This window comes from Biformimicrobium ophioploci (assembly GCF_030270605.1).
Lineage (GTDB): Bacteria > Pseudomonadota > Gammaproteobacteria > Pseudomonadales > Cellvibrionaceae > Biformimicrobium > Biformimicrobium ophioploci.
The window spans coordinates 113895-126887 of record NZ_BSYJ01000005.1 but is presented as its reverse complement, the minus strand read 5'-3'; the positions used below and the strand labels follow the sequence as shown (position 1 = coordinate 126887).

13 protein-coding genes are annotated in these 12993 nt (G+C 56.8%); 4 read left to right on the top strand and 9 right to left on the bottom strand.

The genetic code is table 11. The features are described from left to right. Window positions 1–17 precede the first annotated feature (17 nt). Window positions 18–1031, top strand: coding sequence for a CsiV family protein (locus tag QSJ80_RS12405; RefSeq protein ID WP_285764782.1), 1014 nt, complete (start codon window positions 18–20; stop codon window positions 1029–1031). Between the two features lie 203 nt (window positions 1032–1234). Here QSJ80_RS12405 and QSJ80_RS12400 read toward each other — a convergent pair whose 3' ends face one another. From QSJ80_RS12400 to QSJ80_RS12385, 4 genes are all read right to left on the bottom strand, one after another. Then, on the bottom strand, window positions 1235–1447 hold the full coding sequence (locus QSJ80_RS12400; protein WP_285764781.1) for a cold-shock protein: 213 nt from the start codon (window positions 1445–1447) through the stop codon (window positions 1235–1237). Between the two features lie 334 nt (window positions 1448–1781). Then, a complete protein-coding gene (locus tag QSJ80_RS12395; RefSeq protein WP_285764780.1) occupies window positions 1782–2903 on the bottom strand; it encodes a mechanosensitive ion channel family protein in 1122 nt (373 codons plus the stop codon). Between the two features lie 41 nt (window positions 2904–2944). Next, a complete protein-coding gene (gene nagZ / locus QSJ80_RS12390; RefSeq protein WP_285764779.1) occupies window positions 2945–3979 on the bottom strand; it encodes a beta-N-acetylhexosaminidase in 1035 nt (344 codons plus the stop codon). Window positions 3980–4029: 50 nt separating this feature from the next. Continuing rightward, window positions 4030–4662 carry a TetR/AcrR family transcriptional regulator gene (locus QSJ80_RS12385; RefSeq protein ID WP_285764778.1) on the bottom strand — a complete coding sequence of 211 codons (633 nt, stop codon included), beginning with the start codon at window positions 4660–4662 and terminating at the stop codon, window positions 4030–4032. A 206-nt stretch (window positions 4663–4868) separates the two neighbouring features. Here QSJ80_RS12385 and QSJ80_RS12380 point away from each other — a divergent pair, with 206 nt between their 5' ends. Together QSJ80_RS12380 and lexA are read left to right on the top strand one after the other, a co-directional pair. After that, entirely contained in the window at window positions 4869–5183 is a 315-nt protein-coding gene (locus tag QSJ80_RS12380; protein ID WP_285764777.1) for a DUF6763 family protein, read from the top strand. A 169-nt stretch (window positions 5184–5352) separates the two neighbouring features. Continuing rightward, window positions 5353–5958: a transcriptional repressor LexA gene (gene lexA, locus QSJ80_RS12375; RefSeq protein WP_285764776.1), complete on the top strand. Its 606-nt coding sequence runs from the start codon at window positions 5353–5355 to the stop codon at window positions 5956–5958. Between the two features lie 93 nt (window positions 5959–6051). On the opposite strand, the gene QSJ80_RS12370 is transcribed toward lexA, so the two are convergent. The 4 genes from QSJ80_RS12370 to QSJ80_RS12355 all read right to left on the bottom strand — a co-directional run bounded on the left by QSJ80_RS12370 (window position 6052) and on the right by QSJ80_RS12355 (window position 10339). Continuing rightward, window positions 6052–6342 (bottom strand): hypothetical protein, encoded by a 291-nt coding sequence (locus tag QSJ80_RS12370; protein ID WP_285764775.1) that lies wholly within the window; start codon window positions 6340–6342, stop codon window positions 6052–6054. An 89-nt stretch (window positions 6343–6431) separates the two neighbouring features. Beyond that, window positions 6432–6914, bottom strand: a complete 483-nt coding sequence (locus QSJ80_RS12365; RefSeq protein WP_285764774.1) for a DUF6586 family protein — start codon at window positions 6912–6914, stop codon at window positions 6432–6434. Then, window positions 6911–9634, bottom strand: a complete 2724-nt coding sequence (topA, locus tag QSJ80_RS12360) for a type I DNA topoisomerase (protein WP_285764773.1) — start codon at window positions 9632–9634, stop codon at window positions 6911–6913. Before topA ends, QSJ80_RS12365 begins: the two co-directional genes overlap by 4 nt. Before the next feature lie 198 nt (window positions 9635–9832). Further along, window positions 9833–10339: a hypothetical protein gene (locus tag QSJ80_RS12355; RefSeq protein WP_285764772.1), complete on the bottom strand. Its 507-nt coding sequence runs from the start codon at window positions 10337–10339 to the stop codon at window positions 9833–9835. A gap of 123 nt (window positions 10340–10462) precedes the next feature. On the opposite strand from QSJ80_RS12355, the gene QSJ80_RS12350 reads away from it, so the two are divergent. Then, a complete protein-coding gene (locus QSJ80_RS12350; protein ID WP_285764771.1) occupies window positions 10463–10891 on the top strand; it encodes a universal stress protein in 429 nt (142 codons plus the stop codon). Here QSJ80_RS12350 and QSJ80_RS12345 read toward each other — a convergent pair. After that, complete coding sequence (locus QSJ80_RS12345) at window positions 10888–12795, bottom strand: ATP-binding cassette domain-containing protein (protein WP_285764770.1); 1908 nt, start codon at window positions 12793–12795, stop codon at window positions 10888–10890. The genes QSJ80_RS12350 and QSJ80_RS12345 overlap by 4 nt on opposite strands. Window positions 12796–12993: the final 198 nt, after the last annotated feature.

The window sequence follows — 12993 nt, the reverse complement described above, 5'->3', positions numbered from 1 at the left end:
TCCAACACGAGCATTTGATGAGCAGAATGGCCAGAAACCCCACACTGATAAAATTTGCACTGGCGGCACTCGTCGCTGTCCCTTTCGGCCTGTCGGCCCAGGATCGCAATGGCAGCTATGCCGGGACCGAATTTGAAATTGAGGTCATCGTGCTCAAGCGCAATCCCGGCTACCGGATCAGCCAGGAAACCTGGCCGCAGAAGCCACAGCTGCGCTACGAGCGCAACTGGATCGACTTTGAGACCCCGGATCCGAACCCGCCTGCAATCGAGCGCGCCGAACCACTTTCGATCGGAGCAAATGATGCTTCGCTCGAAAACACTGAGGAGCAGCTTGACCTGCTGCCCGCAGTTACAGTCGATCGCGAGCAAGGATCCCTGGAAGCTCAGGAAGACACGCCGAATCAGGCCATGATTCCACCACTGCTAAAGCCCGTGGATGGCACATTACAGAATGTGGTTGCGGCACTTACCCGTGATCCGAATTACCAGGTATTGTTCCACAAGGCCTGGCGCCAGGTACTGCAGGAACATGATGAAGCGCCCCAGATTCTGATCAAGGGCGGAGATGCCCTGGAGGGCAACCAATACCAGCTCGGCGGCGGCATCACCGTCAGCGTTTCGCGGTACCTGAATCTCACCACCAACCTCTGGTATACCGATGAGCTATCGACCCAGCAGGCGAGCGCCACCCCGGGGAACCCTCCCATTCAGGTACCGATTTCCCCCCGCGCGATCCAGAATGCGGAAATGGCACGGGCCGCACTGGCCGAGCAGCTGGAGAGTGGCTTGGTTGTGAATACCGTACAAGAGGTCGGCAGCACAGTGATGGCCGACTGGCCCCCTTCTATTCCGGAACCGGTGACTGAAGAGGAAACCACAAACCCGCTGCTCGCAACCCGCGTTGCGTTACTGCAGGAGAAAAGGCGTATGCGCAGCAAGGAGCTGCACTACATTGACCACCCGCTCCTGAACGTCCTGATTGAAGTCCGCCCGATAGAAACCGAGACGGAGGCAGGCGCCGACCAGTAGCCAGTAGGCGGGGCTCGGGTTCGGGCCCTGTGAAGCTCCGGCACGCCTGTGTTACAGGCACAAAAAAAAGCGAGCTGTGCTCGCTTTTTTCTTTCTCTGGCTTTTATATCCACATGAAACCCGCGTGCAACACGGGTTTGTTACACGGTGATGTAAAGGCCTTCAACCGCGTTAACAGCGGCAACCAGGGCGATTGACCCGGGTCAGCAGGGAATGACGTCTTCCGCCAGCAACCCCTTGTCACCATTCTGCATTTCAAATTCTACAGACTGCCCTTCGTTCAGTGTTTTGTAGCCATCGCCACGAATGCTGCGGTAATGGACGAAGATATCGTCGGTCCCTTCACCACGGGTAATAAAACCGTATCCGCGAGCATTATTAAACCACTTCACTGTGCCTGTTACGCGATCACTCATTGAGCCAACCTCATTATTGTTATAGCGCTAACCACTAATCAAAATAATTGGTGCAGCTAAAAACCTAGCGCTTAAACCGCCTGGCCTTTCAGCCTTATTCTTATAGCGCTCCAGGGCAATTAAACCCCTAAGACCCTTGGAGCTAATACTGATTTTTAGTTAAAAAAGCGCCACTGTCCAGTTTTCAACGCAAATAATATTTCAACATCTGCGTAGATTGGACAATAAATCGCCAAATCAAAACGAAAACCTGGAAACACCCAGACCGAAATGCCTTACCTGACAAACCATCAGTCCAGGACCGCTCTCCCAGTTGTTGTACTTTCATACAATTTTATTCGCGGACTCCGGCCGCCTGTATGGTTTCAAGGCGCAGATTGTCCGGCATATGCACGGTTCGTGTCGGGAAGGCACAGGAAGCACCGTGTTCATCAATGATCTGTAATACACGCAACAATACGTCCTGTTTAATTTCATGATATCGAATCCAGTCCGTTGTCTTGGTAAATGTATAGATAAAGAAATCCAGAGACGATGCTGCAAATGCATTGAAATTTACAATGAGCGTTTGCTGCGTATCGATCTCCGGGTGCTGTTTCAGCATTTCCTTTACTGAGCTGATTATCCCCGGAATCGCGGCTGCATCATCGTAACGAACACCAATCGTTTCATAGATGCGCCGGTTCAACATGCGCGACGGGTTTTCAACAGAGATCTGGGTAAAGGTCGCATTGGGTATATAAAGCGGACGTTTATCAAAAGTACGTATACGGGTCAGGCGCCAGCCAATATCCTCTACCGTGCCCTCTATTTCCTTGTCCGGGGAGCGTATCCAGTCCCCCACCGCAAAAGGCCTGTCCAGGTAGATCATCAGGCCACCGAAAAAATTGGCGAGCAGGTCCTTCGCTGCGAAACCGACCGCAAGGCCGCCGATACCACCAAACGCAAGCACCCCGCTAATGCTATAACCCAGCTTCTGCATCACCACCATCGCCGCGGTGATAAGGATGGAAATCCGGACCAGCTTACCTATCGCACGAACCGTCGTGACATCCACCGGCTTCGATGTATAACGTGGATCGCGCAGGTTTTCTTCCGCATTACGGACAAAACGCACCGCAAACCAGGCCAGCACCAGGATGACACCGACCTCACGGAACTCTGCCACATAGTCGAATATGGAAACGCCCGTTTGCTCGCCGGCGATGCCCGCGGCAACGGAAAGCCCGAGCAGCCATACAAGCACTCTTCCGGGCGCTTCGATCGCCCCAACAAGGGCGTCATCCCAGGGATTTGCCGTTCCCTCGGCCCGCCTTGCCAAACGGTCAATAAAGCGTTGCAGGAACCAGGCAGCCAACAGTGTGAGGAAAACGATAACGAAGATTTCGACAATCCAGCTATTGCCCTCGCCTACCCATCCACTGAAAAGCTTCAGCTTTTCCCTTAGAAACTCCACCTGATGCATTCCTTATTCTTTTAAAGCCAACAAAAGTACTGTTACACGGGCATCCAGCCAGATAGCCATTCGCGTGTTGCACGCCAGCGTGGGTGCGCCATCAGTGCATCCCAATTGGCGACTGCGGGCCGGCCACGCATTGCCTCGAGGCGCGCGGCAGATTCCGCAGAAACTTCCCTGCCCTGAAGCGCATCCAGGATCGCAACTGCGCCCTCGCGATTATTGCACACGATACCCATATCACAGCCCGCATCCAGGGCCGCATGAATACGACCACCATAATCGCCACCAACACTCGCCCCCTCCATCGACAGGTCGTCACTGAAAATGACGCCGTCGAAGCCAAGCCGGGCGCGCAGGATATCCTGCAGCCAGTAACGGGAAAAGCCCACAGCGGCCCCATCCACTTTGGGGAACCGGATATGCGCGGGCATGACGGCCTCAAGGCTGCCTGCTGCCATCAAGGCAGTAAACGGCTGGCAATCCCGGCAGAGCACTTGCTCCAGCGTCCGGTCGTCAACCGGCAGCTCAACATGGCTGTCCTCCACAACAAAGCCATGGCCCGGGAAATGCTTGCCTGTCGTGCTCATTCCGGCCTCGTGCATACCCGCAATAAAAGGGCTGACCCGTTCGGAGACCGCTGCGGGATCCGGGCTGAAACTGCGGTCGCCGATCACCCTGCTCTGGTTACTATCCGCATCGAGTACCGGCGCAAAACTAAAGTCTATTCCGCTGGCAAGCAGCTCCGCCGCCATCAGCCAGCCCACGTCTGCAAGTCTTTGCGCCGGGTCCTGATCGGCCGCGGCATGCTCACTTAATGCCTGCATGCTCGGCAGGCGCGTGAACTCCTCACGAAATCGCTGTACCCGGCCGCCTTCCTGGTCCACCGCGAGCAGTATCCCCGGCCGCACGGAACGAATGTCCTGAACCAGCTGCTGCAACTGGGCACGGTCAGAATAATTACGCGCGAAGAAAATGAGCCCGCCAACCTGAGGATGCCGCAACAGCTGGCGATCCTCCGCATCGAGTTCTTGCCCGGCAATATCGATCATCACCTGGCCAAGCTTGCTAGTCATTCCTTTCTTCTCCTCAACCGGGGATATTGCAGACGATCAACATGGCAGGCCTACCCGGTCGCCCGGAGCATGGCCGAGGCAGAAGGCACGAAGCGATCGATAGTGTCCTGTAACGTGGTTTCCGCCCCAAAGTCTTCCTTCAAGATAGCCTCAATGGCATCGAAACTCGACAGCGTGAAAATAGTCGCACCCAGCATGAAATAGAGGCGCCAGTAGAAGGTGACCGGATCGATTTCCGGCAGGGCCTGCTTGAGCAGATCAATAAAACGACGGTAGGTCTGCCCGTACCGAGCGACGATAAACCGCCGCAGGTGCCCCTGGGATTGCGAATAGGCAAGCCCCAGCAGTCGCATAAACCGCTGCGGATCCCTGCCCTGGGCCTTGAGGCCGCCGAGACTGACGGTATAGAGGCTTTCGAGGAGATCGTCTGCGCTGGCTGCGCCGCCTTCGTCGGCGATACGCTGTGTCAGCGCTGTTTCCAGACAGTCGGTAAAGGGCGTCAGAAACCGCTCGAAAACCGCCTGTATCAGCTCTTTCTTGGACCCGAAGTGATAGTTCACCGCTGCCAGGTTGACACCGGCGGTGCTGGTAATCGTCCGCAGGGAAGTCTCCGCGAAGCCCCGCTCCGCAAAGAGTATCTCGGCGGCATCCAGAATTCTGTCTGCAGTATCGGAGTGACTCATGGCTGTTTTAAACCCCCGATTAAAACAAATGTTTACAATCTGGCCGGAGGTTAGCACAAAGCGGGATGGTCGTCCCATGCCGGCACACTGCCTACTGTCACTGCGCCGGAGACATTATCAATTAACTGTGTTTGAAAGCCGCGTGACCGGTCTTGCGAATTACAGCGAGCCCACCCGGCACCGGCATTGAAATGAAGGGGTGATCTATGCGGTTCTTTCGGCCGGAAATCGGCAACTGGTTTCAGGATAAGGAAACCGGTGATTATTTCGAGATAGTCGCACTCGACGAACTGAACAATACCATCGAAATCCAGTTTCTCGACGGCTCCCTTGGTGAAGTCGACTGGGAGGCGTGGCGACACATGCCGATGGAAGAGGCCGCTCCCCCGGAAGATGCGAACGCGGGCTACGAGGTCGCCAGCGAAGAGCGCATCACCGACAGCGACGGCGCCGCACCAGCACCGCACAATCCACTCTCGCTAATCGAGGGAGAGAACTTTCAGGGCACCGACGAGTACTAGCCCGGCGCCCGACTCCATCCCGAGCCCGACCAGCCTCGGGTTCAGTATCACATGCGATATTCTCTTAGGCGCCCTTGAATGACTTTGGCGTCGAAAGCTTGCCACACCACTCGATCTGTATATAATCACAGCACCTGTACAAAAAAACAGATACCTGAATGGTGCCCGTATGACCAACCTCACGCCCCGCCAGCAAGAAGTCCTGGAGCTGATAAAACGCTATCTGGACGACACCGGATACCCGCCTACACGCGCCGAAATTGCCAAGGAACTTGGCTTCAGGTCGGCCAATGCCGCCGAAGAGCACCTGAAGGCCCTCGCACGTAAAGGCGCGATTGAAATGGTTGCAGGCGCATCCCGCGGGATACGCATTCCGGATCACCACAGCGGTATGCCCATTGTGGGCCGCGTTGCCGCGGGCAACCCCATTCTCGCTGCAGAGAATATCGAAGATTACTGTGATATCACCCCGAGCTTTTTCCACCCGCCGGCAGATTTTCTTCTGCGTGTGCACGGTATGAGCATGAAGGACGCGGGCATCCTCGATGGTGACCTGCTCGCGGTAAAAAAGGCCGAGCAGGCCCACAACGGACAGATCGTCGTTGCCCGCATTGATGACGAAGTCACGGTGAAACGGTTCCAGCGTAAAGGCGGCCAGGCAGAGGTACAGCTTTTCCCTGAAAACGAAGACTTTGAGGTAATCAAGGTGGACCTCCGCGAGCAGGATTTTGCCATCGAAGGCCTGGCGGTCGGCGTGATCCGGCAGACCACCTGATAGCAACAAACCTATCCAGGCCTAACCGGCTCCAGATGCACAAAGCCCGGCGATTGCCGGGCTTTGTGCATGTTCGGTATCTGACTGAATCTGTCAGTGCAGGGTCCGAGACTCCAACGCGATCTCATCAAGCTCGGCATCCTCATCGAATGCGCCCGCCTGCTGCTCCTCCTCGTCGAGGACCGAATCCTCATGAATTTCCTGGACCGCCTGGATACCGGCTTCCATCATCGCCTTGGCAACCGAAATCTTGTGATCCTGCAGAAAGTTAAGGCTCTGACTTGAGAAACGAATACGAACAAGCGGCGCCTCATCATGCCCTGCCCTGCGCAGTGCAATATCGCCGTCAGTCAATTCGATAATTTCAAAAGTCTCCGTGGTCATTTACCACTCCCTGCCACATGAAAAAAGCCATGGTATCACACTGGTGCTCAGCGTGCCGTCACTGCCCCGGGGCGGACTTGTCCCGGGGGTCACCACTCCTGCAGCTGTTCCAGCTGGCGCGCGGCCAATCGCGTAAACTCTTCGTGGATCTGGGCGAGCTGAATAACGTCCAGCAACTCTGCCTGCGCAGGTGCAGCCGAACTACCAATCAAGGCTACCGGTTTTTCCGCAGACTCACGCACCCATAAAGCTGCCCAGGCGCCCGCGAGTTTGGCGAGCCAGGATCCGCGGTCTTCCAGTAATTCAGTAAGCTCCCCTGCCTCCCTGCAGACCTGCCCTTTGGCACCTACGCGTTCGGCCAGCTCCTGCGGCGACTGGGGGTCGGGCGCGCCCAGCCGGTATATATCGGCAAGTGCACCGAGGTGTGCCCTGTAGGCTCGCTGAAGCTGAAGCGTGGCCGACTCGCACAGGGCCAGGGAAGCAAATTCGTCACCCTGCAGTCCTTCGCTCTGAACCCGCTTCAGCAGGTATTCCGCCTTGCGCAGAAACTGGACTGTTTCGGCACCACTCACGATTTCTTACCGGCCGGCTTCTTCTTGGCTGCAGCTTTTTTCTTCGGAGCGGCTTTTTTCTTGGGTGCAGCCTTCGCAGCTGCGCCTTTCTTGCGCTTGTCTTCAGCTACCCACTTGCCACCGTCAAAATACGCACGCCAGCCGGTGGCCTTGCCCTCAACCTCAGACTGGACATACTGCTCCTGGGTTTTGCGGCTGAAGCGCACAACCGTAGGTACGCCGTCCGGATCCTCTGTCGGTGCAGCAAAAATGTGTGCATATTTCGGATCGATTTCATCCTTGTGCGGTAGCAGCTCCTGCACCAGCGGCGCCCGCGTTTCACGGTTCTTGGGAAATTGGCTTGCCGCCAGGAACAACCCGGAAGCGCCATCGCGCAAAATATAGGTGTCGTCGACTTTCTCGCAGGCAAGCTCCGGCATCGGAACCGGATCCATTTTCGGTGGCGCAGGTTCACCACTCTTCAACAGCTTGCGAGTATTCTTGCAGTTCTCATTGGTACAGCCGAAGTATTTTCCGAAACGACCGGACTTGAGCTGCATCTCACTGCCACACTTGTCGCACTCGATCGTCGGGCCGTCATAACCCTTGATCTTGAACGTCCCTGCCTCAACTTCAAAACCGGCACAGTCCGGGTTGTTACCGCAGATATGCAGCTTGCGCTGCTCATCCACCAGATAACTATCCATCGCGGTGTTACAGATCTTGCAACGGCGCTTGTCGATCAACTGACGGGATTCCGCCTCGTCGTCCTTGTCAGCATCCACCGCCTCGTCACCTGAAACCAGGTTCATGGTATTGGTGCAGCGCTCTTTCGGCGGCAGTGCATAGCCAGAGCAGCCGAGAAACACACCGGTACTGCCGGTACGAATCTGCATGTGCCGGCCGCACTTGTCACAGTTAATGTCGGTGTCGGTGGGATTGTTACGGCGCATCCCACCCTCGGGCGCCTGCGCTTTCTGCAGCAGGCCCTCAAACTCTTCATAGAAGCGGTTGAGCACATCCTTCCAGTTTTTATCACCTTCCGCGACTTCATCCAGCGCTTGCTCGAGGTTGGCGGTAAAGCCGTAGTCCATCAAGTCGGTGAAACTTTCTGTCAGGCGCTCAGTAACGATGTCACCCATTTTTTCCGCATAGAATCGGCGGTTTTCCAGGCGCACATAACCGCGATCCTGAATGGTGGAAATGATGGACGCATAGGTAGACGGGCGACCAATTCCCCGCTTTTCCAGCTCCTTTACCAGCGCAGCTTCACTGAAGCGTGCCGGCGGCTTGGTAAAATGCTGCTTGGGTTCAAGCTTTTTCAGGTTCAGCTTGTCCCCGACCTTCACATCGGGCAACACCACATCTTCATCTTTTTTCGCGACCTGCGGCGCCACCTTGAGGAAACCGTCAAAACGGATAACCCGGCCTCGGGTACGCAACTCGAAGTCACCGGCTTTGACAGTGATTGAGCTGGATGTAAATTCCGCGTCCGTCATCTGGCAGGCTACGAATTGTTGCCAGATCAGGTTGTAGAGGCGCTCTGCATCGCGCTCTGCGCCCTGCAGCATGTTTGGCTGTATGCGGACGTCTGAGGGGCGAATCGCCTCGTGCGCCTCCTGTGCCCCCTCCTTGCTGCTGTAGGAAATCGGGTTTTCCGGAAGGTACCTGGGTCCGAACTTGTCGCCGATAAAGTCCCGCGCCGCCGACACCGCCTCTGCACTCAGGTTGGTGGAGTCGGTACGCATGTAGGTGATGTGTCCCGCCTCGTAGAGCCGTTGCGCCAGTACCATGGTTTTCTTGACGCTGAAGCCAAGACGCGTGCTTGCGGCCTGCTGAAGGGTCGAGGTTATGAAAGGGGCACCCGGCTTGGAACGGGTCGGCTTGTCTTCCCGCGCGGCAACCGAGAAAGCACTCTCGCCAAGCGCCTTTACTGCGGCCTCGGCCTGCTCCTGGTTTGTTGGCCGGAAAGCCTTGCCGCCCTGCTTCTTGGTCTCAATGCGCAGTGCGGCGCCGGCACCGGTTTCCGTATTGGCAAAAAGGGTCCAGTACTCTTCAGGGATGAATGCACGGATCTCCCGTTCGCGCTCGACTACGAGGCGCACCGCAACCGATTGGACGCGGCCCGCAGACAATCCCCGCGCGACCTTTTCCCACAGGAGCGGGGACACCATATAGCCCACGATGCGGTCAAGGAAGCGGCGGGTCTGCTGCGCATTGACCCGGTTTTCATCGACCATGCCGGGATCCTTGAACGCCTCCTGGATCGCAGACTTGGTAATTTCATTGAATACCACGCGCCGATAACGATCAGGCTCACCGCCGATTGCTTCGCGCAGGTGCCAGGCAATGGCCTCTCCCTCGCGGTCAAGGTCCGTCGCGAGGAAGATGTGGTCGGCGTCCGCAGCGAGCTTTTTCAGCTCCTGGACCACCTTTTCCTTGCCGGGCAGGATTTCATAATGGGCACGCCAATCATTTCCCGGGTCGATGCCCATGCGATTGATCAGCTGCTCGCGATTCTTTTTCGCCTTGTGCGCCGCCTTCTGCTCAGGTGACATTTTGCGCGTTTCTGCCGCACGTCGTGCCCGTTCTTTGGCGTCGACGGGTTTCTTGGCGCCGCCACTGGTGGGCAGGTCGCGAATGTGGCCAACGCTCGACTTAACAATAAAGTCCTTTCCGAGGTACTTATTGATTGTCTTGGCCTTCGCCGGGGACTCCACTATGACCAGGGATTTACTCATAAGTCCTTGTTTTAAAACCTGTTTTACTACACTTCCAAAGGACGAAGGGCCGCTCATGGACCGTTCCGGTTAGCGCGATATATAAGTCGCCCATCCCGAGGGGTCAAGAAACCCGTGTAATTTTTTTTCTTGTTGCACACCTGAACAGCCGGAACTGAGCAGGATTTTCGTACACTTTTTATACGCTTTTTGCGCCTTTCAGAAAGCTGAAGTACGCAACTCCGGCTCGATCTTCGACCGCGTTGACCGCAGCAGAGACAGCAGCTTGCTGTACGCGGCATCACCACCAGTTTCCCGCCACTGGATACCCAGCCCCGCAGGATTCGCAAACAGCGCCAGATAACCGTCAGGCATGTCGGCAATCGCCTCCTTTATATAGGGCTGGGCGGATTGCGGTGGTCTGGCACTACCCTGCCAGTCCCACTGACCACTGAAGTGCAGATCGTGGCTGATACTGCGCCTCTCTAGCCCCCAGCCGAGCGACAACCCGGATGACTTTTTCCAGGGCAAATAATATACAGCGGCTGTACCACTGCCTTCCGGCTCGGGAATTGCCGCCATACGCACAGACAAGCCATCGCTGGCGGCCTTCTGGCGGAGCTTTGCCAGTGCTACCTGTCGTTTGCTGGGACGCAGCCACATGACGGGGCCAATCACCAGCGTCACCGCGAGGACAATAAATATCAGGGGTATCCAGGAATCCATTCAATGCTCCTCGATGGGACAGCAACAGCGATCAACGAATAAAACCCCAGGGACTGCCGCTGCGCAAATTTTCTGTTTAAAGTAGACTGGTGACTGAGCATACTCATAAGGGGAAACAGAGTCATGACAATCTATAAACACTTGCTGGTTGCGCTGGACCTGTCAGAGGACTCAAACACTGTAGTTGAGCGTGCAAAGGCACTGGCCGGTGCCACTGGCGCCGAGCTCAGCCTTGCGCACGTGATAGAGCCGCTGACCTTTGCCTACGGCGGGGATATACCCATGGACCTCACAGAGGTTCAGGAGCAACTGCAGCAACAGGCAACAGATCAACTGGCGAAGATCGGATCCGGGCTCGGTCTTGCAGAAGAGCAGAACCACGTCATTATCGGGCAGCCCTCAGCGGAAATTCACCGCCTTGCCGGCGAGGTGGATGCCGACCTGATTGTCGTGGGTAGCCACGGCCGCCACGGCATTGCGCTGCTGCTCGGTTCCACTGCAAACGGCGTACTGCACGGTGCCAATTGCGACGTACTGGCGGTGCGCGTCTAGGACATTTCGTCTAGCTCGCTCCAGCGCTCAAAGGCCGCCTCCAGTGCGGCCTGCTTGTCTGTCAGCGCTGCCAACTGATCCTCAACCGACTGGGCGTCCTGCTGGTAGAAATCGGGATCTGACACCCGCGCTTCCAGATCTGAAATTTCCTTTTCCAGGCTCTCAATCTGGGCCGGCAATGCATCCAGCTCCCTTTGCAGCTTGTAGCTCAGCTTTTTACGCTTTGGCGTTTCGCTGGAAGCCTTTTGCGTCTTTGTGGCCGGGGAAGCCGACTGCCCGCCTGAGGGCTCCGACGGGCTGCCAGTTCCGGCACGCTCGCGTACCTGGAAGCCACCGGCCTGGCGCACAAAATCGGAATAGCCACCGACGTACTCCCGCACGCGACCGTCACCTTCAAATGCGATACAGCTGTCAACGACGTTGTCGAGAAATACACGATCGTGACTGACCAACAGCACCGTGCCCTTGAAGCCGCTCAGGAGTTCTTCCAGCAACTCGAGCGTTTCCACATCGAGGTCGTTGGTGGGCTCATCCAGCACGAGGATATTGGCCGGCTGACTGAACAGCTTTGCCAGTAGCGCGCGATTGCGCTCGCCCCCGCTAAGGGCAGAAACCCTGGTATGGGCCTTGGGGCCAGTGAAGAGAAAGTCTGCAAGATAGGACATGACATGACGCGTCTTGCCGCCCACTTCCAGTGACTCGCGCCCCTGGGCAATGTTGTCCAGCACAGTCTGGTCTTCCTCCAGCGCGTTACGGCGCTGGTCGAAATAGGCGATCTGCTGCTTGGTACCCAGGCGCAGCGTGCCGCTATCCGGTTTCAGCTGCCCCAGCAACAACTGGATCAGGGTACTCTTGCCGACACCGTTGGGCCCGATCAACCCCACCTTGTCGCCGCGCATCAAGGTGCAGCTGAAATCCCGGATCAAAGGCTCTGCACCCGGGTAGCCAAACGAGAGATCCGTGACCTCAGCTACCAGCTTGCCGGAGCTCTCTCCCGCGTCGATCTGCAGTTTTGCAGTGCCCTGCCGGGTGCGGCGGGCCTGCCGCTCTCGCCGCAGCGCATGCAGGGCTCGCACGCGCCCTTCATTCCGTGTACGGCGGGCCTTGATGCCCTGGCGAATCCAGGTTTCTTCTTCCGCAAGTTTTTTGTCGAACAGTGCTTCGTGGCGCTGCTCTTCTTCCAGGACCTTCTGTTTGTCAGCCAGGTAGCGATTGAATCCGCAGCGAAAAACCCGCAACCTGCCCCTGTCCAGGTCCCAGACCTGAGTTGCCAGCCGTTCCGCAAGTGCCCGGTCGTGGGTCACGAACAGCAGCGCGCCACGAAAACTGGAAAGAAAGTTTTCAAGCCATTCGACTGCGGAAATGTCCAGGTGGTTTGTGGGCTCATCCAGGATCAGTAGATCGGGGTCGCCAACCAGCGCCTTGCCCAGCGCCGCGCGCCGCTGCCAACCGCCAGACAGACTTGCGATCTCCGCGTCCGCATCGAGCTCGAGGCGGTCGATGACCATATCGATACGCGGCATCAGTTCCCACGCATGGGCTGCATCAACCTCCACGTGAAGCTGCTGCTGGCGGTCGGCATCGCCCTTTTCTGTCGCGCTGCGGTATCCTGCAAGGAGGTCTCCCTTCGGGCCCAGGCCTGAGGCGACAAATTCATATACGGAAACACCCGGCTGGTCCGGCAATTCCTGTTCGAGCGTTGCCAGAACGGTTCCCGGCCGCAAGATGACTTCACCTTCGTCCGGCTCATTCCCACTTTGCAAAAGGCGCAGAAGGCTGGATTTACCCTCGCCATTGCGTCCAACCAGGCAAATTCGGTCACCCTTGTCCACGCGGACACAAACATTTTCCGCTAAAACCTGAGTTCCGTAGCGTAAACCTACGCCGTCGAGCTGAAGTAACATTGATGGATCTAACTAAACTGGATGAGTGTCAAAACTGTGTGCGAAAAAAATCGCAGGCGCATTTTAAGCTCAAAACGGAAATTGTTTCAGTTTTTTAACCAACCACGACAACAACACACCAGGCCCAACCGCATGCACCCTATCGGCTGCAAAGACACCCTGACTATGTCGTCTGTCCGCCCGTGGCTGACAGCCTTG

Coding starts and splice junctions, on each gene's coding strand:
- QSJ80_RS12405 (WP_285764782.1), top strand. CDS start 18: ATGAGCAGAATGGCCAGAAACCCCACACTGATAAAATTTGCACTGGCG.
- QSJ80_RS12400 (WP_285764781.1), bottom strand. CDS start 1,447: ATGAGTGATCGCGTAACAGGCACAGTGAAGTGGTTTAATAATGCTCGC.
- nagZ (WP_285764779.1), bottom strand. CDS start 3,979: ATGACTAGCAAGCTTGGCCAGGTGATGATCGATATTGCCGGGCAAGAA.
- QSJ80_RS12385 (WP_285764778.1), bottom strand. CDS start 4,662: ATGAGTCACTCCGATACTGCAGACAGAATTCTGGATGCCGCCGAGATA.
- QSJ80_RS12380 (WP_285764777.1), top strand. CDS start 4,869: ATGCGGTTCTTTCGGCCGGAAATCGGCAACTGGTTTCAGGATAAGGAA.
- lexA (WP_285764776.1), top strand. CDS start 5,353: ATGACCAACCTCACGCCCCGCCAGCAAGAAGTCCTGGAGCTGATAAAA.
- QSJ80_RS12370 (WP_285764775.1), bottom strand. CDS start 6,342: ATGACCACGGAGACTTTTGAAATTATCGAATTGACTGACGGCGATATT.
- topA (WP_285764773.1), bottom strand. CDS start 9,634: ATGAGTAAATCCCTGGTCATAGTGGAGTCCCCGGCGAAGGCCAAGACA.
- QSJ80_RS12355 (WP_285764772.1), bottom strand. CDS start 10,339: ATGGATTCCTGGATACCCCTGATATTTATTGTCCTCGCGGTGACGCTG.
- QSJ80_RS12350 (WP_285764771.1), top strand. CDS start 10,463: ATGACAATCTATAAACACTTGCTGGTTGCGCTGGACCTGTCAGAGGAC.
- QSJ80_RS12345 (WP_285764770.1), bottom strand. CDS start 12,795: ATGTTACTTCAGCTCGACGGCGTAGGTTTACGCTACGGAACTCAGGTT.